17 protein-coding genes are annotated in these 18,587 nt (G+C 46.3%); 4 read left to right on the forward strand and 13 right to left on the reverse strand.

What is annotated here, in order from left to right; genetic code table 11:
• Nucleotides 1–433 precede the first annotated feature (433 nt).
• Nucleotides 434–1,132, reverse strand: a complete 699-nt coding sequence (locus tag HXY31_RS02430) for a hypothetical protein (RefSeq protein ID WP_292639229.1) — start codon at nucleotides 1,130–1,132, stop codon at nucleotides 434–436.
• 34 nt (nucleotides 1,133–1,166) lie between these two features.
• Between HXY31_RS02430 and HXY31_RS02435 the strand changes: the two genes are divergently transcribed.
• From HXY31_RS02435 to HXY31_RS02445, 3 genes are all read left to right on the forward strand, one after another.
• Nucleotides 1,167–1,400: a hypothetical protein gene (locus tag HXY31_RS02435; RefSeq protein WP_292639231.1), complete on the forward strand. Its 234-nt coding sequence runs from the start codon at nucleotides 1,167–1,169 to the stop codon at nucleotides 1,398–1,400.
• A gap of 775 nt (nucleotides 1,401–2,175) precedes the next feature.
• Nucleotides 2,176–2,937: a glycosyltransferase gene (locus HXY31_RS02440; RefSeq protein ID WP_292639233.1), complete on the forward strand. Its 762-nt coding sequence runs from the start codon at nucleotides 2,176–2,178 to the stop codon at nucleotides 2,935–2,937.
• 5 nt (nucleotides 2,938–2,942) lie between these two features.
• Nucleotides 2,943–4,001 carry an SIS domain-containing protein gene (locus HXY31_RS02445; RefSeq protein ID WP_292639236.1) on the forward strand — a complete coding sequence of 353 codons (1,059 nt, stop codon included), beginning with the start codon at nucleotides 2,943–2,945 and terminating at the stop codon, nucleotides 3,999–4,001.
• Here HXY31_RS02445 and HXY31_RS02450 read toward each other — a convergent pair.
• From HXY31_RS02450 to HXY31_RS02460, 3 genes are read right to left on the reverse strand one after another with little or no spacing between them, the layout of a single operon-like run.
• A complete protein-coding gene (locus tag HXY31_RS02450; RefSeq protein ID WP_292639239.1) occupies nucleotides 3,998–4,720 on the reverse strand; it encodes an amidohydrolase family protein in 723 nt (240 codons plus the stop codon). The genes HXY31_RS02445 and HXY31_RS02450 overlap by 4 nt on opposite strands.
• Nucleotides 4,717–5,901 (reverse strand): asparagine synthase C-terminal domain-containing protein, encoded by a 1,185-nt coding sequence (locus tag HXY31_RS02455; RefSeq protein ID WP_292639241.1) that lies wholly within the window; start codon nucleotides 5,899–5,901, stop codon nucleotides 4,717–4,719. Before HXY31_RS02455 ends, HXY31_RS02450 begins: the two co-directional genes overlap by 4 nt.
• Nucleotides 5,902–5,911: 10 nt before the next feature.
• Nucleotides 5,912–6,976 (reverse strand): hypothetical protein, encoded by a 1,065-nt coding sequence (locus HXY31_RS02460; protein ID WP_292639244.1) that lies wholly within the window; start codon nucleotides 6,974–6,976, stop codon nucleotides 5,912–5,914.
• A 149-nt stretch (nucleotides 6,977–7,125) separates the two neighbouring features.
• On the opposite strand from HXY31_RS02460, the gene HXY31_RS02465 reads away from it, so the two are divergent.
• Nucleotides 7,126–8,010, forward strand: coding sequence for an FkbM family methyltransferase (locus HXY31_RS02465; protein WP_292639247.1), 885 nt, complete (start codon nucleotides 7,126–7,128; stop codon nucleotides 8,008–8,010).
• Here the strand turns inward: HXY31_RS02465 and HXY31_RS02470 are convergent.
• The 9 genes from HXY31_RS02470 to HXY31_RS02510 form a co-directional block, all read right to left on the reverse strand.
• Nucleotides 7,970–9,115 (reverse strand): hypothetical protein, encoded by a 1,146-nt coding sequence (locus HXY31_RS02470; RefSeq protein WP_292639250.1) that lies wholly within the window; start codon nucleotides 9,113–9,115, stop codon nucleotides 7,970–7,972. The genes HXY31_RS02465 and HXY31_RS02470 overlap by 41 nt on opposite strands.
• Nucleotides 9,116–9,320: 205 nt before the next feature.
• Nucleotides 9,321–10,376, reverse strand: coding sequence for a glycosyltransferase family 2 protein (locus HXY31_RS02475; protein WP_292639253.1), 1,056 nt, complete (start codon nucleotides 10,374–10,376; stop codon nucleotides 9,321–9,323).
• 33 nt (nucleotides 10,377–10,409) lie between these two features.
• Nucleotides 10,410–11,789, reverse strand: a complete 1,380-nt coding sequence (locus HXY31_RS02480) for a UDP-glucose/GDP-mannose dehydrogenase family protein (protein ID WP_292639256.1) — start codon at nucleotides 11,787–11,789, stop codon at nucleotides 10,410–10,412.
• Nucleotides 11,771–12,784: an NAD-dependent epimerase/dehydratase family protein gene (locus tag HXY31_RS02485; RefSeq protein ID WP_292639259.1), complete on the reverse strand. Its 1,014-nt coding sequence runs from the start codon at nucleotides 12,782–12,784 to the stop codon at nucleotides 11,771–11,773. The genes HXY31_RS02480 and HXY31_RS02485 overlap by 19 nt, the downstream gene beginning before the upstream one ends.
• Nucleotides 12,785–12,820: 36 nt before the next feature.
• Nucleotides 12,821–13,645: an FkbM family methyltransferase gene (locus tag HXY31_RS02490; RefSeq protein ID WP_292639261.1), complete on the reverse strand. Its 825-nt coding sequence runs from the start codon at nucleotides 13,643–13,645 to the stop codon at nucleotides 12,821–12,823.
• 41 nt (nucleotides 13,646–13,686) lie between these two features.
• On the reverse strand, nucleotides 13,687–14,244 hold the full coding sequence (locus tag HXY31_RS02495; RefSeq protein ID WP_292639264.1) for an HAD-IA family hydrolase: 558 nt from the start codon (nucleotides 14,242–14,244) through the stop codon (nucleotides 13,687–13,689).
• 41 nt (nucleotides 14,245–14,285) lie between these two features.
• Nucleotides 14,286–16,082 (reverse strand): hypothetical protein, encoded by a 1,797-nt coding sequence (locus HXY31_RS02500; protein WP_292639267.1) that lies wholly within the window; start codon nucleotides 16,080–16,082, stop codon nucleotides 14,286–14,288.
• Nucleotides 16,083–16,197: 115 nt separating this feature from the next.
• On the reverse strand, nucleotides 16,198–16,929 hold the full coding sequence (locus HXY31_RS02505) for a class I SAM-dependent methyltransferase (protein ID WP_292639270.1): 732 nt from the start codon (nucleotides 16,927–16,929) through the stop codon (nucleotides 16,198–16,200).
• Nucleotides 16,930–17,218: 289 nt separating this feature from the next.
• Nucleotides 17,219–18,457, reverse strand: a complete 1,239-nt coding sequence (locus HXY31_RS02510; RefSeq protein WP_292639273.1) for a glycosyltransferase — start codon at nucleotides 18,455–18,457, stop codon at nucleotides 17,219–17,221.
• Nucleotides 18,458–18,587 lie beyond the last annotated feature (130 nt).

Here is an 18,587-nt window from a genome sequence, read left to right on the forward strand (position 1 = left end):
TTCGACGCCTGCATGATTCAGGACGTGGCTATTTAATCCGAAAGGGAGGCGCCTTTCAGCCCGGGTTTTTTGAAAAGCCGGTCTGTCTCAATGAACCGAACCTGAGTGAAAGCTATTTCACATCCTGCTCTCTTTTCTTCTTGCACGCCACTATTATTGCAGACAAGCTCAAAGCAAATTCCCAATGGCGGCTGTAGGACTCAGCAGGCTCTGTCACGAAAAGCTTTGCCGGAGCTGCGGAGGAAACATGATTTCAAGCAAGTTCTGCCTGTACTGCAGCGAGCCGAGTGCGTGGAGATGCCCCGAGTGCGGAAACGTTACCGACCTTGTGCATGCGCACAGATACGGCAACAAAGTCTTGCATTTCTGATTGGTCGCTTAACTTTCATAATTTACATTAGGACTGAAAAGAAAAGAGGGTAGGAAGAGCTACCTAGGCGACAACAGTCAGGGTCTTGTCGTTGACTATGGACAGCGCAGTGGGCGTCTGGCTGATTCCGTCCCAGACGAATATCCTCACCGTGTAGTTGCCCTCGTCTCCTGCGACCCACGATCTTGCAGCATTGGTGGTCTCGCCGGATGCAAGCGTGCCGGTTACCCAGCCTACATCAGCGGTGAAGCCGTCCTTGTCGATCACCTGTATGATGATGGCGTAGTTCTGTGAGCTCTGCTGGTAGTTCTTGAAGGTAGCCTGGATGTCTATCTGTCCTCCAGTCCTCGCAGCCGCTACTGCCTGGCCGCTTGAGCCGATAAATGCCGTGCTCTGCACCTGGACCTTTGCCAGCGGGTTGTTCACGAAGTAGGAGTCTGGGTACGTCGGTGTCAGATCTATACCTGTTCCACCGCCTGTAGTTCCACCGCCGCCTCCGCCACCTACTGCTCCGCCTCCGCTAGGAGCCACAGACGTGTAGCCTGCGACAACCGGCGAGAGCGAGGTCAGCCTGCCTGTAATAGTGTTGGCAGCGGTATCTACGGTTAGTGTAACATCTACCCATGCAGTCCCTGTCCAGTGGAAGAACTTGACGTTTGCTTCGTTAAAGCCCGGAGGAAGCAGTGTAGGATCGTAGGGTATTGTGACATCGATCGTTGCACCTGAGCCCAGTGTTATGGATGAGGTGTCTATCTCAAACACAGTGCCAATGGTGTTACCTGTGGAGGTTCCAATAGTGAGACTGGACGACGTTCCCACAGCAGAGAATATGCCCGGATTGTCTGCTAGGAGCGTAGATGGAGATACCTGCTCTACAACTATCGTACCGCCGGTCTGGACGTTGCTAATAGTAACAGTGATCGGTGTTGATACGCCGGGCACGGTTATCGGCGGAAGGGAGACGTTAGTTCCAGAGCTTACCGGGATCTGGATTATTGCGGGGCTCGAATTGACAGTAAATGTCAATTGAGGAGCAACAAGCTCGTCTACTCCGTTTCCTCCTGCATTGGTCTGAATCAATACATCAAGGGTGTGAGTGCCTGGAGGTATCAAACCCGAGTTGAGTTTCCCACTTATTGTTATGGTCACGGGCCCATAGTATCCGTTTACAACGTTTGTACCTGCTCCAATATTTTGGTAACCTAGATTGTTACCGCCAACAAATCCGTACGACGAACTAAACGTGAAAGAATAAGGAGCCGAATAGGTTGTTCCCGTCGAAATCAAGCCAAAGCCATATCCATACCCGGAAGCACCAGCCGACGGGCTTATGGTAAGCGTGTTATCTTTGACAAGAGAAGGGTCACCGCTTGTTCTCTGACCGTTTGCGTTAAAAATGGCATGCTTGACACCTGCAATAGTGTTATCCATTGTTAATTCAATTGAACTGATAGAAATTAATTCTCCAGCAGCAACCTCAACAGATACTTGAAAGTCACTGCCGCTTGCAGACTGCGTTATTGTGTTGCCAGTTGTATTAGGAAGGCTGGTGGTAACAGTAAACGCTTCTGCATTTTGCAAGGGCACGAATATCACAGCAAGAATTATTCCGGCGACGGCAATTCCGAGAATCTGCTTGTGTTTGCGAATATCATCTAGACCGGATGCCATCTACTATCTAGGTAGGACAGCGAACGGCAATATAAAAGGCTTCTTGTGCCCAAAAATGGAAAAGTCTCATAGTATAGCTCTATTCATGTCGGGTCATTTCTTATATATAACTCCAAGAGCATATCTACCAGCAGTTGCAAACGTCTTCCCCCCAGCCATTAAAGTCTGAGACTAAGTTATCCGTCATCATTCCTGTATACAACCAAGAGAAGAGGGTTGGCGTTTCACTTGCACGGATAAAACGGGTCTTGGGGTCCACGTTACAAGCTTATGAAATAGTCGTGGTCAATGACGGCAGTACTGACAAGACGCTCGATGTACTTCAGGAAGAGCAGGAAAAGGATCCCAGCATACACATAGTTTCCTATCCCGTCAACAGAGGGAAGGGATACGCTGTTAGAGAAGGCGTAATGAGGTCAAAAGGAAGTACCGTCATATTTACCGACGGAGATCTGGACGTCTCGCCAGAAGTTATCAAAGACTACATCGATGAACTTGGCAGTTTCGATCTGGTGGTAGCATCAAAGCGTCATCCATTGTCAAGAGTAAAAGCGCCGCAATCCAGAAAGTTTCTTAGCAGGGCCTTTAGCCTCGTCGTTCGACTACTGGTTGGAATAAAGCTAAAGGACACGCAGGCGGGGTTGAAGGCGGGCAATGGCGACGCCCTGCGCTTGATTTTCAGCGTGATGCAGGTAAGGCGCTATGCGTTTGACGTGGAGCTGTTTGTGATTGCAGACTTGCTGCAATTGAGGATAAAGGAAATGCCAATCGAGATCGAACTTGACAGGCGATTCAAGGTCCGCGATATTGCAAGGATGTTTGTGGACGTTTCAGGAATAGCCTACAGGCATCGCGTACGACACTGGTATGCGAACCAGAGCAAAGGGCTCAAGTGAGATAGATGATTCTTGACGACCTTGCAATGTATGATTCTTCCTTCATGAAAGTGTATGACAATTGGTACGACTATTCGCTCTCAGCCAATGCACAATCTGAGAATATTACCGATGACTTGAAAATAAGAAAAAGAGCCTATTCATCGATAGTATTTGCAGGAATGGGCGGCTCTGCTACTGTAGGAGACATTGCCTGCTCGGTATTGAAGATGAGTTCGCGTGTAGTTAGAGGGTCGACGCTTCCAGAAAGCGTAGACAAGAACTCGCTTGTAATTGCATCGAGCGTATCCGGCAATACCTATGAAACAATCGAGATTGTCAGGGAATGTGTGAGAAAGAAGATCGATACAATTGTACTGTCCGCAGGTGGCGCGTTGGAGACGTTGGCAAAAAAAGAGGGTCTTTCACACATTAATATTCAGAATCTTGGAGCACCTAGGCTGTCGCTGCCTTGTTTAGTCTATCCGGTGATGAATATTCTAAGAGTGTTTGAGTATGGCATGGAAGAACAAATCGCATCATCGCTGGAAACATTACGGTCATTATCACATTCAGCCAGAAGCTCGTCTCCGACGAGTGTGAATATTGCAAAAAAGATTGCCCTGTTCATAGGCTGCACGCTTCCCATCTGCTATTACAACTCTGACCTCAGGGCGGCTGGAATAAGATTCAGGAATTCGCTTAATGAAAATGCCAAGACCCACGCGATCAGTGAGGACGTTGAAGAGGCGTGTCACAACAGCATAGTTCCTTTCTCCGATAAACAATCTTCTGAATGTAGCGTGGTATTGCTCCGTTCTCAGAAGGAACGCAATTCGGTATCTTCGAGGTTTCGGATTGTAAAGAATTTCCTTGAGACCAAAGGGATTCCGGTACTGGAATTGAAAGGCGAGGGCAATACTCTGCTTGCCAGCATCATGGGTTTGGTTTACCTCTTGGACTATTCAACTGTCTACCTGTCGTTGCTAAATGGGCACGACCCCAACGCCACGGCAGCCATCGATTACGTAAAGTCCGCCATCAAGGAACAACTTCAGACCGACTTTGGGGATAAGAGCGACTAGATCATTTTATCCAAGTTGTCGTGTATTATGTTTTGAATGTCTGTTTCGTTGGTCAGGCTTTCTTTCACGGTTGCCAAGTTTGCGCTCATGGTTCCCCACGGAATGTCGGACCCGAGCAGGACTCTTTTTGACCCAAGGTCGCGGACAGCCCACCTGATTACAGACGGTATGCGGCAATTGCTCGTCTCCAGCCACAGGTTGTCTATGCCCTTGGAGTTCTCTATGGCAGCCTTGGCATTTTGAAGCTCGTTTCCTCCCATGTGGGCCATGACTACCCTCAGCTTTGGGTACGACTTTGCTATCTCTATTGCAAACTCATAGCTGGCCATTTCTAGCCACCTCCCGGTATGTATCAAAGCTATGGCTCCCTTGTCATGGAGAATGTCAAAGACGTCGGAAAAAACAGGATCCGTGACTTTGACCTTGTCGATGCTTGGATGATACTTTATGCCCACTATCTTGTCATCCAAAAGCTTTGGTAGATTTTGCTTGCACCACGAAACATTAGAGGGCGTCATCCTCATTAATGCATAGATTTCTTTGTGGGTTCTGGAATACTTGATTAGATCGGCATTGACTTTGTCTATTTCCGCGTTGCTTGCAAACGCCATGAGCTTCCTCACGCTAAATTTTTCAATGTATCTTTCCAGATCACTTATAGCGATAACTTCTTCCACCAAGGTATCCGGCCCGAAATGGACGTGGGCGTCGCAGATCATAACGTTTGGTTAAGGGACATTGATTTAGTTATAAAGATTCTGTGCCATACTTCTAGTGCAAGGATGCCCAGCAGCTTGTTGACGTACCTGTGGCTGGCCTGCCTCTCCTGGCTGCCGAGGGTCCTGTCGATCCATTCCATACTGATCAGTCCCGCTTCAACAACTTCTGATTGATCCATGATATTTTCGAAGATCTCCTTGCCCTCCTTTTGCCACAACTTGATCGTATCAAATGCAAATCCCTGCTTGCCCTGGGCTGACAATTCCTGCAGGCCATAGCTTGCTAGCAAGTGTCGCAGTATCAATTTTCCTTTAGAGCTATTCCGGTCATACTTTAGAGATACAGGAATCCGTAGTGCAAAGCTTATCATCTCCTTGCTCAAGAAAGGCCTGAAGAGTTTGAGATTGAAAGCGTCGGCCCACCTTTGAAACATTGGGTGCCAGTCGTGGAGTAGCTTGCCGTTAAAGTCTGCGAGGAAGACCTGATCAAGAGGTTCCAGAGGGTTGTCAAAGTAGGGCACAAGGAGCGAGTATACAGAGTCCCAATCAAAGTTAATCGATTTACCAAAGAGATCTTTCTGGTCTGGAACCCAATCACGACCGTGGCCATCCAGATAGCTTTTCACTCTGTCAATAGGACTGGCAAGATTCCCGTTGAGAAACTGTTGATATCTAAACGTATATCCGCCGAAGAGCTCGTCGCCCCCGTCGCCTGTGCAGAGGATGTCGCAGTACTTTGACGCATACTTTAGCAGGTAGTACGACCACATGTTCCACATTGGTTTTTGTACAAGCCAGATGTGGCGCGGCATCTCTTTGAATATCCTGTCAAGTACTATGTCATGATGGTCAGTCTCATAGTTGGCTATCATGCGTTCTAGCATCGGATCTTTCTTGCCGTCCACAAGAACGCTGAATGTCACCAGGTTTTCCACCGACTTGGAAGCAGAATGCAAGAGAACTGAAGAGTCTATGCCGCCTGAAACTGTGAGCCCAAGCTTGTTCATCCCTGCAAAGGAACCCGACAGCATTTCATGGACTGTTCTGGAAGCGCCGTCAATCGTTACATTGTTTTTTGGGATAAAGTCTTGCCAGGTTTTTGCGTCATTGCTGAGTGGAACCGGGCTGTATCTGAGCGTAAGGATGTTTGTTATTTCCTTCTTGTCGGCGTCGGTGAGCAACTAGTGGGACTTAGAGTACCTTTTCTTTAAGGTTATGCCAATCCGTTATCCACGCACCGCAGTCGATATGCCTCACCAGGTATATCTCTGGATAGATATCGTACTTGGGCATGTCCGGCACCTGCTTTTCCAGCCCAATAGAAAGGTAAAGGTTTGGCAGCGCGTAAATTGCGGGCAACTTTAGGTGTTTGATTGCGGCGTAACCCCAGAGACCAATGGTGGTATGGAATTTTCCCGAATCCACCTCCGTTATCATTGGCTTCCCGTCCTTTTCTTTCATGTCAACGGAATAGCAGCCATGGGGCGAGGGGTCTATTGCGCGTACCGCCTTTTCTGCGGCAAGGTTGACTTTATCCTCATGTATTACTCTGGCTACGGTGGGAGTGCCGGTTATGCCGGAAAGCGTAAGCTGGCTGAACGGGTATTCCAAGCGTTCTCTTGCATACGAGGTGACAAGCTTGCCTTCGTGCCACAGGCTGTCCCAAGCCATGTCACGCCCTTCCAGAAATTCTTGGATGATAAAATCGCCCCATTTGGCACGGCCTTGGGAGACGCACAGCTTGATCCAGAGGAGCACGTCGTCGGCGCTGTGGCATTTGTTGCTCAGCCTCCCGCCGGCGCCTCGTCTTGCCCTCACCCAGACTGGGAAAGCGATTTTGCCTTCAATGTCATGTAAATCTGCTTCTGAACTAATCTCTATGGTTTTTGCGACATCGATGCCGTTTCTTTCCAGCACCCGCTGCTGGGCCAGCTTGTCTCGCAAAACAACCTCGGGGGCGGGAAGGTAGGTTTCGACGTCCAGCGCATCCCTGTTCTTGGCTATTACCTGCAATTCAGGGGTTGGCTGCGGATGCAAAAAGTCAATATCGTTTCTTTCAATCACCTTTCGGAGCTCGTCAAGGTAGTTGTGATCAGAATGATTCGGGATTACTTCCATCTTATTTACGTTGGGAAAAAGAGTGTGGAACTTGTTTCTCTCGGTTCCGACAACGAAATACTTGTCTGAGAGCGTTATGGAACGGATAAAATTTACGCCCGCCGTTCCACCGGCGCCCGTGACTAAAATATTGTACAATCAACTTTGGTTGAAGTTGCGATGTATATTTGCCTTTTTAGTCTATTTGCCTCTTGACAAGGATCTGCTTTATATTAACAAGATGATATCCAAATTGGAAGTGCGTTGATGCAAGTCTGCGAGTCGGCGCATCAACAAGGTGAGAAATAGTGCCAATTTTAAAAAATATCCTTGGTAGCCTGTACAAAAGAGGCGAGCACATACTGGCCGGTCACGAGCTCGAAAAATACCGCGTCATACACGACTTTAACAAGTGGCTCATTCAAAGGCTGAAATCTGACAGTGTGGAAGTAAACGGGTATAGGATGTTTGTGGATTGGAGAGACTCTTTGCATCTATCAATTAACAAATCTTTCGAGCCTTTTCAGACGGAAATTGCAAAAAAAATGCTAAGACAGGGTGATGTCGCGGTAGACATCGGGGCCAACATAGGCTATTATTCGCTTCTATTTGCCGCGACGGTTGGATCAACCGGCAGGGTCTTTGCCTTTGAACCGGATCCTTATAATTTCGGCCTATTGAGAAAGAATGCTGAGATTAACAACTTTTCCAATATCACGATGTTCGATAAAGCAGTGTCGGACACGAACAGGCAGGGCAAGCTCTACAAGAGCGAGTACAACCTCGGCGATCACAGGATATTCGCGCTGGACGACGACTACAAGTCTATTGACATTGAAGTGATAAGGCTTGATGATGTCTCTGAGCTGCGCGATGTAAAGATTTCTCTCATAAAAATAGACATCCAAGGTTCGGAAGGCGCAGCAGTCACAGGCATGAAGCAACTGATTGCCAGACAGGACAGGCTTGTTTTAATGTGCGAATTCATACCTAGCTTGATCAAAGGCTCTGGTATGGAACCCGAGTCTTTCTTGACAATGTTAAGAGAGCTCGGGTTTAAGCTACATGAGATTGATGAAAAGGCGCAGAAGATGATCCCAACAGATGTGGAAACTCTGTTAAGAAAATATCCTACTAAAAGTAGACTGTACACTAACCTTTTGTGCGTGAAAGGCTCGCTGCAGCCGTTGTAAATCCTGCCTGAACAATGTTTGCGAGTAGGAATCCGATGGCCAGCCCTGCCAAGTCGAACAGCTTGCCCAAAAACACTACCCCTGCAAGCAGAGCGCCGATGTAAATCAAGCTTCCAATGAACACATGACGTGCCTTTTCATGCGCTTGCAATTCGGCGTTCATTATCGCCGTAACTGTAATCGGAATGATAGCAATGCCCACGATTTGGACCGCAGTTTTCGCGTCAATGAACTGGGGAAAAAACACATCGATGACAGCTGGCGAAGCCAGGATTATGATGCCCGCCATTCCTATCGAGAGCGCGATGCCGACCAATGCGAGTGTTCTCGTGACGCCACCGGCCGACCTTCTCGGAAGCATGAATTGATATATGCTAATCGGGAGCATGCCGGCCATGGATACAAACTGCATCCCTATCTGGTATAGTCCTAAAGTTGTCAGGCCGTAAAGCCCGATTATCACGGTCTTGTCGAGAAACAAGGGTATGTTCTGTAACACATTCCAGCCAGCGCTATATCCTGCAAAGTTGAATTTGGGTCGAAGAGCGTCAAAATCAAGGGACACCTTTCTGAGCGTCTGGTGGAACCTGAATGCAAGGGCAATGTGAGAAACCCCAAACCCGACAAGTATGCCAAGCGGTCCCATCAGAGTAAAGAACAGGAGGGACAAGCCAAGTCGCAGGCTGCGCTCTGCAATGACGGTTATCGCATATTCTTTGTATCGTTGCGAGCCGAGGATCTCGCCTACACTCATTGCAAAGTATACAAGTCCGAGACACAGTATAGCCGCCTGCCAGTTAAAGAATGCAATAGCGGCAGCGCCGGCGGTAGACGCGATGAGAGTAAAGGAGAATGCTTGGTGAACCAGCTTTCTATCATTTTCTTTTCCGATAAAAGTCATAAGCAGGGTATCCATACCAAACAACGCGCCAAATGCGATCATCGTTGCTAGCGAAACGTAAAAGTTGACCTCGCCGTAGCTGTCAACCTGCATCATCGAAGCAAGGAAAAGCCATGTCAAACCGCCGATTACGTTTGAAACTAGGTTGCCTAGCGTAATGGTGGATAAACCGATTTGATTCTGGGTAAGCCTAGGTAACTTCAATTAATATTACTTCCATTCATAACCAGAAAACTTATGGATGTTAGAGTTTTGCAGATGCTTTTCACCAAGTTTTTGATGCCGTGGGTGGTCTGCAATTCCGGCAACGAAAAGCGTGGACGGCACTAATAGGCGGGAATAGGGTTCCCCCATTCATAAAAACGAAGTATGTCTCCGCTCTATTATAGTTTGTCAGTCGAAGTTTACGTTAATTACTTTTAGGAGCTGTTTGGTCGGTTCCGCTTCTCATGGCACCTTTCGCGTATATCATCAAAGTCAACCAACACGCGATAACATGAAATTTCCATGAATCGTCACGGAACTTTGCATAGCCTGAAAGCGCCTGCAAAAGCAGGGGTATCGTCGTAACAGTATAGACGATGAACTTCATTATCTGGAGCTTGTTTCTCTTTACCAGCCAAGGATATTTTCGCAGACCCCGGCTCTTGAAGAGCAGGTAATCGTTTATGCGTCTTCTTTGTTTCCGCTTGAAATCTTCGCTGTCTTTTCCGTAGAGGTGCACTATCCCAATCTTGACTTTGGCAACCTTGTTCTGCCCGATAGAGATGATGTTGCCGAGAAGTTCTATGTCAAAAAGATAATCTCCGACGTCGCTAACAAGATTCCGCTTTATCATGAAGCCGTTTGCCCCTATGGTCGGGACCTCTTTGCCAAGGCTGACCTTGATGTAGTTTCCCTGGTCAACCTGAGGTACGTGGAGGTTCGTCCACTTGCCGGTAAGCACGCAGTATCTGTCATAATTGCCCAGAAACAAGCAGAGCGGATCGTTCATCCCGAGCAACGCCGAATATCTGGTCAAAACGGGATCAGTTTCCCTATAAGTGTAGTAGAGAGGCTCGGTTGCGACTATCTCGCGATCTTCTATAAACGGCCAGACCATTTTTCTGAGCCAGCTCTTTTCGGGCAGAATGTTGTCGCTGTCTATCAGAGCTATGATATCATTTTGTGCTTTTTTGACTCCCACCGCCTTGCCGGCTTCGCCGGTCTTGAGAGGATTGTTTGCGATGATATCGACGCCCGCATTTCTCGCTATTTCGAGCGTGTTGTCGCTTGACCCTCCATCTGCAATTATGATCTCGATCTTGCTGCGCGGGTAATCTTGGGCAAGAATGCTTTTCAGGCATTCAGGCAGGTATTGTTGGGAGTTGTAGGTTGGTATGACTATGCTTATTGAAGGGAGACGCTCACCTTCCACTTCAGGAAGCTGACTGAATTCTCCCAAACCGTAAATTGGCTTGCCCAATCAGCACTAGTCCCTTTGTCTATGGATATAAATTCAATGTGAAGAAAGGGTTGCTTTGGTCTTGCCAATGGCAAGATACTTGATGTCAGCCGTCTCCTTTACTTGCAGGAATCGTTTCGTATCGATCACTGCGCATTTTGACGTGAATTTTCTTATCATTTTTTCGGTTATAACTCGATAATCGTCCCAGTCTGTCATCAGTACTACACAATCCGTGTTCTTCAGAGCGTTTGCCAATGAAGCTGGATATTCGATTTTGTTGCCGAATACTGTTCTCGTGTTGTCCATGGCCATCGGATCATGTATGCGCACAATGGCTCCAAGCTCCAATAATTTGTCAATCACTCTTATCGATACGCTTTCTCTTATGTCGTCTGTGTTTTTCTTGAAAGATGTGCCCAGAACCGTAATCGATTTGCCGCTGATCGGTCCCAATCCATGTTTGACCAGATCTATCACGGCCTGTGCTTGAAGTTTGTTTACTCTGTCCGTAGCTTCCAGAAGTGTTGGATCAAGCCCCAGTGTCTTGCAGAACTGTATGAATCCTGAAACGTCTTTTGGAAAGCAAGAGCCGCCGTAGCCAGGTCCTGCAGAAAGGAACTGGGAACCTATCCTTGGGTCGGTCCCTATAGCGCCTGCGATGATATCTACGTCTGCGCCGGGAATCTTGTTGCACACATTTGCTATCGTGTTTATGAAGCTGATCTTTGTTGCCAAGAAGGAGTTGTTTGAGTATTTGATCAGTTCAGCTGTAACAATGTTTGTTTTCAATATCTTCGTTCGCGGGCCGTATAGATTTCTAAAGAAGCTGTGAACTCGTGAGTCTACTTTCTTGTCCCCGGTTCCAATTACTATGATGTGTGGATTCAGCGAGTCTTCGACGGCACTTCCTTCCCTAAGAAATTCAGGCGTCATTGCTATTCCAAAGTCGGTCGAACGCTGTTTGTTGCTCCCAGCTTCGATGTTCTTGGTTACCACGTTCCCGGTCGTTCCCGGAGGTACTGTGCTCTTTACGCAGAATACGTGATATTTTCTCGAGTCCTTGATGACTTGTCCGATCTGCAGGCTGACTCTTGCAACGTAGTCAAGGTTGACCGAGCCATCAGAATTCATCGGGGTGCCGACGCATATGAATGTCAGGTCAGAATTGTCGATTGCCTCGGCAATAGAGCTTGTTGGAACTAGTCGCTTTTGGGCAACTGCTCTTTTCACCAGGGCATCTAACTTTGGTTCAAAGAACGGCGCCCTCCCTTTCCTGATAATGTCTATCTTGTTCTCGTCGCTATCGACGCCGTACACGAGAGCGCCCTTCTTTGCAAAGACGGCCGCGGTTGTGAGGCCCACGAATCCCATTCCTATGATCGATACTTTGTGCGTCAATCCACTCATCTTTCCTATGAAGACGTGTTCCAATCTAGAGTCATTTGAATGCCCGTCTTGAGATCAATCTTGGGCGTCCAAGATAAAAGTTCATTTGCCTTTCTGATATCCGGGCAGCGTCTTTTCGGGTCGTCTGGTGCTGGAGGGGCGAATACTACGTCGGACTTGCTGTTAGTCACCTCTTTGATGGCTTGTGCCAACTGCAGAATGGTCATTTCCTCTGGATTCCCGATGTTAATTACTTCGTTAACAAGAGTCGATTGCGCAAAATACAAGATTCCTCTTACAGTATCGCTTACAAAGCAAAATGATCGCGTCTGCTTGCCATCTCCAAAAATCGTGATATCCTTGTTGGATGACGCCTGCATCAGAAATCTTGAAACAGCCCTGCCATAGTATCCGTCAGCCCTCAATCTTGGTCCGTAGGTGTTGAAGATCCTGAATATTTTCACGGGCACATTGTATTGTCTTGAATACGCCATGAAAAGCGCCTCTGCATACCTCTTGCCTTCATCGTAACACGACCTCAATCCGACCGGATTGACATTGCCCCAATATGATTCAGGAGTTGGTATTACCCGGGCATCACCGTATACTTCCGATGTGGAGGCAAACGCTATTGGTATGCCTCTTTCCTTGCAATAACTCAAGAGTTTCTGCGAACCTGTAGAGTTGGGGAGCAAAGATTCTACAGGATGTAGCTGATAGTCTTCTGGCGATGGTCTGCTTGCCAGATGAAAGACAAAATCACAGTTTATTGCTGATAGATCCGCGGTGACTATGTTTTCATGAATGAGATGAAAGTTTGGATGCTGGCGCAGATGATCCACGTTTGTTGCAGGGCTTGTGGAGAAATCGTCAACACAGTACACCGTGCCTCCAATCTTGCATATGGCCTCGGAGATCCAGCTTCCGAGAAAGCCGGCGCCGCCGGAAATCAGGAACGACTTTGACCTGAAGAAATTAGTTTTGATTCCATCGTCCAATATGAGCGATAATGTCTTGTCTATCAGGTCTGCCCGGCGCATGAAAGCAAGGTCGCCTGATATGTTAATAATCTTTTATCAACCGGCTGCCCTTGCTGGAACGAAATTTGTGTTGATTGCATGTAGCACCCCTGTTCCTGAACTTGCTCCTCCTGTCCCTGGCTTGGGCCTTGTGCCCGGGGGCCCTATTTTGAAGACATATCTAAGATACTTCCTTGTGAGAAAGAAGCTGTTTTTGAACTCCCCAGCCAAGAAACTGCCGAAATGTGAAGTGATGTTTCGGCGGATTCTAGAATAATCCACATCGGTTATGTCCTTAATTACAAAACCATTCCCGGTCAGTAACTCAGAGATTTCGTTTCGAATTTCAGAAGAGTGAACTTCTATTATCATTTCCCGTATGGCTTTCCAGTGATGGAAGGCCTTCAGGACCTTCGCCTCGTATCCTTCTATGTCCATCTTGATTACATTTACTTCTTTACAGTCGTCGCGCTCCAAAATCGCATCTAACGAGTCAGACTGGACCGGTTGGCCTTTTTCCGAAATTTTGGCGAGAGATGAGAGACCGTCAATTTTTACTATTTCCATTTTGTCTGATACCGCCATATTGAATAGAGTGACATTTTTCAGACTGTTGTCTTTGACCGCTCTCTCTAAAACGCGAAAGTTGGATGGTTCGGGTTCAACTGCAATAACCTTCTTTACTCTGTCAGAGATGTGTATTGTAAACAATCCTATGTTGGCACCAAGGTCTATTACTACATCGTCTTCCTTCAAGGCAAATGGCCAGTATACATTGGCCAGTACGACCTCGGCGTATGCCCAGTAGTCCCAAGCATCCCTGAAAAGGTAGGTCTTGCCCGCGTGTTTGAGACTCACCAGTTTTTCGGGTCTGCCGTTCATTTAGTGAAGGAAACTAATCTAGTCTTATATGCATTCCGGGGTCAGATTATTTCTTGAAGTTCCCCGAGAGACATGAAAGGTATGCCACCTTCTCTTCGTACAAGGTATGCCTTGCATTGCAAAGTTGAGGCACTGTGATAGTCATGCGCTTTATCTCCTATCACTAGGGTATCTTGTCCTAGAACGTTGAACTTCTTTAGGCAACGTGATATCTGTTCCAATCTGGGTACGACATCGTCACGTGTAACCACATAGTCGAATTTGTTGGATATTTCCAGTCGCTTCATGATTTCTGATGTGGGTTTTTTTCCCTGAAGAGTTACAAGACAAATAATGTAGTCTTTTTTCCTTGCTTTTTCAAGCACGTTTCTGGCGTGGTCTTTTATTTTCAATGTATCGAGGGAGTTCAGTTCAAAATCATCCAGCATGGCGAATGCGGCCTTTCTGTCGTTTTCACCCAGCTTGCTGATGCTCTCCATTATGCGAGTAAAATCAGAGTTGAAATTGGCGCCCAATTCTTTCCGTAGCCGATCATAATCTATCTCAAACGAAACCAGCGTCCCATGCAGATCAAAGATCATCATTCTGCGCCGTATCATGCGTATTCGCTTGTTATCAGTTATGGAGGTATGAATATGTTTTACAGCTTAAATTCCAGATTGCCCACCGATCTTATGGCATACGTAAGAAGGCATGCGCTTACCAGAACCAGGAGAGACACTTTTACGTCATTTCGGATGCGCCTTGACTCCAGTATGCGAACAATTCCAAATGCAGAAAGGATGTGTATAGGCATCATGTAAAAGATTCTCGCCTGGATGCCATAGTCTCCAAAAATGATGATAAGAGACGTCATGAATATGGCAGACATGACAAGCCTATCGAAGGTCTTCTTCCAGTTCATGCTCAATATTCCGATTAATGCTAGGGCTAGCAACACAAAGTTGGCATAGAATCCACCAAACCATATTTGAAAGTTGTAGTAAAGACTCAACCACCTCAACCCAAAGTTTTCAAATGATATGGCGCTCGTTGCTCTCGATAGGTTCGTTTCAACGCCCGAGCTGGCGTTGAACACGCTGAGAAAGACTACGTCAAGAAGAAATGTGGGTAGAAGCAATAGCGCAACTACTATTGCCTTTTTTATTGTCGCCCTGTTCCGCTCGATGACCAGAGAGAGTCCCAAGAAGACGAGCACGGATACTGAAAGATATATCCAGGTATGCAGGTGCGCGAGCATCGATAGAAACGTCATTGCGACAAAGAGAAGATAGTAAAGTTTTCTTTCGCTGTTCCACGCCTTCAGGAGGAAGATGAAAGCGCCGTAATTGAAGATTACAGCCAACCAATTCGCAATAAATCCGGTGTACATGCCTATGACGACGTGATACGAGGCAACTGAGAAAAGCGCTGCGACAATTGCTGCTTTCTTGTTATTTGCAGTATGCCTTAGAAAAATGTATGAAACCAGTGCGGTCATTGTTGTCAGGAGGATGGGAAAGAGTTGTATCAGGTGCTCGATCTGAATGTTTATCATTTTGTGTATTACGAAAAGCAACAAAAGCGTGAGAGGCCGGTCACCCCGCCCCACCGAGAGCTGGTCTCCGCTCAGACCCAGAAAAGACTTGTATATTACCTCTTGGGCACTATCTGATTGTTCAAGCGATTCTACCCAGTCAGAATAAAACGGAACATCAGTCGACCTAATCGATTGATCTGGATTGATTGAAGGCAGATATGGATAGAGAGGAACCAAGATCACGAATGCGGCGATGACACCAAACCATAAACGCTTGTAGCTGAAAACCTTGTCAGAAATATTTGAAGCATTGTAATCTTGAGTTTTTTTTGACCATAGCCTTCTGCTCGCATCCGTCAATGATGGGATAACGCCTATCTTGAGAAGGAAGGCGAACACTACCATCAGCAATACAGGGGGCGCCACAAAAGCAGTCACATAGAAAATCTGCCTTTCAAGTTCGACAATTTGCCATGACCAATCAGAAAAGTAGCTGGATGGAAAAGCAGGGTATACCATCAACCTAGCTAACGTATACACTTGTACGACGGCTATGGTTAGGAAGAGGACTGCCAGATAGCTGTTGATTGAAAACTTGGGCTTGAAGGTGAACAGAAACGTGACGGCCAGAGGCAGAAGTGTCAGAGAAACTATGCTGACGGCCAGATCATTTGAGAGAAATGCTGCAGAGAAAGTGATGTAAAAACCAATTATTGGAAGCGAGATTTTCTTTGGACTTAACATGAATATCGATGCCAGAGCGACGCCTTGGATCAGAAAGTTATCCATGCTTGCACTGCCAGTGAATGTATCAAAGAGGTGCCCATCCAGATACGTTACGCGGTTAATCGTAGGGTAGTAAACTATGCCGAGAACATTGAGCAGTCGTAGGATAGTAGTGAATGATAGAAGAGCCAACAATCCTTCAGAATAATACGAACGGCCAAGATTCGCATTAATTAGCACTATTTTCAGACCGTAGTACCTACAAAAATACTTTTGACAAGTATCGAACCTTAAAAGACGGTCGTCATCAAGAGGTGTTTTTCTTGCATACTACGTATATTATACTGGCCAGCTCTGGGAAGTCCGTGCCCAGCTTGTTGAGAGCCTTGAAATAGCGATCCCTTTGCTCATCATTTTCCCATAGCCCAGCGTTATACAGCCTGACCATCTGAGGTCCTGAGAGGGGTTTGAAGAATAATCCGCCTTGCCTAACTGGAACAAGACCAGCTTTCTTGACTGTTTTGATGAGACCATTCATATCAAAGACGATCTTATGCCCTATGGCTCTATCAGCATCATTAAGATCGGTGCAGTTGTTCAACAGGTTCATGTATTTTCCCAACCTCCTGTGAACCGAGTACGCGTTTGGAACGTGAATTATGATCTGGCCGTTTCCTTTCAACCATTTGCTGATCGTCGCAAGTTTCTTTACCGGTTCTTTGACGTGTTCCAAGACATTGATCATGAGGACTGTATCGAACTTCCTTGCAGGCTTGAAGTCTTCGATTGACGATTGAATGATGGTCGCGCCTTTAGCGTTTATTTTCGCTTTATTTAGCGCTACTGTTGATTCATCCACTCCTGTTACGTTCTTGAAATGTTTCAGTAGCTCCCGGGTAAGATAGCCGTCGCCGCATCCCACATCCAGAATTTCTTCTCCTCGACACATTTCTATTGCTGCTTGAATCTGAAAGAAGCCTAGGACGTCCTCGAATGGAGATTTTTCCCTTCTCCATATCTCCCAATCAACATGTGACAACATCTGTCAAGAAAATGGATTCTGATATAAGCATTGTTGTAAAAGCACTCTTATGAGCCTTTGATTATGTTAGGACGTATGATAAGGATCGCAACCAGTGCGGCGAATCCTATCATCAAAAAAATATAGCTGTATTCTGCAAGCTGTTCTGTCGTAGAAAGATACTCGAAACGGACGAGTGCGAGGAGAGCAACGAATGGCGACAACAATGCAATCGCAATCCATGAATATCTGTGCTGGCAGAGTCTTGAGAGCAAATGAAGATTCATCATATAATTAGGAGCAGCTGCTATTTGTGTAAAACGATAGGATTATTCATTACAATATCCTGCCCTCGTAGTGCTGAATCAAATATATTCTGCCATTCGTATTTTGTTGCGAGTTTTCTAGCGTTTGCCGACATGATTTTGTATCGTTCGTTATCTGAGAGTATCTTTATCACGGTATCATACATTTCCTTCGGGCTCCACTCTATTGCGATGCCGGCATTCTCATTTCTCACTTCGTAACTTATACCCATGCCAATAGTGCATATTATTGGCAAGCTTGCTCCTAACATTTCCATGGTGCTTGTGGTTGAGCCTAACACCTCCAATGCAGAATCCGCTTCCATGGTCTTGCGAAACTTTGTAGGAACGTATGCTGCGTAGCCTACGCTACATTCATTTACAATTTGTAGTGTTTCTTCGTGCGTCTTTTGACCATAAAACTTGACGTTATTTTCTACGCCTTTTTCTTTAGCCAACTGTTGCAGCGTAGGCAGATACTTGCCGGTGCCTACAACTATGAACTCCAGATCAGGTATTACTTTGAGCAGGTCTGGCATGACCTCGATGAGTAATTGTATGCCTGCAGTTTCTGATGTGGCTTTAGCTGAAACAATCTTGTGATTGTTTATCTTAGGCAGGGCATGGTTTTGGTTCAAGTATACTCCGTGAGGAACCATTACGATGGCTCTTTCCTTTATGTTCCCGTACTTTGCTAGAACGCCGTTTCGATGGTTTTCCCATCTATACCAAACATAATCTGCGGAAGTAAGGCAGCTTTTTACAACACGCGCGTAAAGCGCATTAAATAAATTATTGTTGGAACGTAAGGGTGTTACATCGTTATAGTTTGCGTACACTGCTTTTTTGACCATGCCCATGTTTCTTAGTAGAGAGACAGAATAAGCACATACAGGGTCCGCTCCTATGCCCACATCAAACTTCTTTCGACCAAATTGCGTCACTTGAGCAATTTTGAGTAGCGCTTTAATTTGATTTGTTATCTCCAAAATAATGTCTGTAGCTTTATCACCATACCAGAATTCATCGTGTTCCCGTTTGATGTCAACTTTCTTCTCATACTCAAGGTTACCATTCGAATACAATGCGATCTCGAAGAATTGCTTTCTGGCAAAACCCAGAGGAAACCTGGCGGCAACGTATTTCTCCATTTCTTCTTTCAGATACCGATCCAAAGCTACGGGTGGACCGAAGTTATCCCCTCTATGGTAGAAAAAGATGCAGCTCTTGGGGTATTCCAAACATGTTCAAACCGCTAATACTCTTATTTCTAGATTTAGAGCTTTTTCATGAATCGCACGGTATTACTCTCAAGAATACCAGCAAAACCTAAATCCCTATCGATTCATTCACATGTAAAAGTGTGCCTTC

The organism is Nitrososphaera sp., from assembly GCF_013388945.1.
Taxonomy (GTDB): Archaea; Thermoproteota; Nitrososphaeria; order Nitrososphaerales; family Nitrososphaeraceae; genus Nitrososphaera.

What these genes read in the sequence shown, in the direction of transcription:
- HXY31_RS02445 (WP_292639236.1), top strand. Translation starts at nt 2,943, where the DNA reads ATGATTCTTGACGACCTTGCAATGTATGATTCTTCCTTCATGAAAGTG.
- HXY31_RS02450 (WP_292639239.1), bottom strand. Translation starts at nt 4,720, where the DNA reads ATGATCTGCGACGCCCACGTCCATTTCGGGCCGGATACCTTGGTGGAA.
- HXY31_RS02485 (WP_292639259.1), bottom strand. Translation starts at nt 12,784, where the DNA reads ATGCGCCGGGCAGACCTGATAGACAAGACATTATCGCTCATATTGGAC.
- HXY31_RS02490 (WP_292639261.1), bottom strand. Translation starts at nt 13,645, where the DNA reads ATGAACGGCAGACCCGAAAAACTGGTGAGTCTCAAACACGCGGGCAAG.
- HXY31_RS02495 (WP_292639264.1), bottom strand. Translation starts at nt 14,244, where the DNA reads ATGATACGGCGCAGAATGATGATCTTTGATCTGCATGGGACGCTGGTT.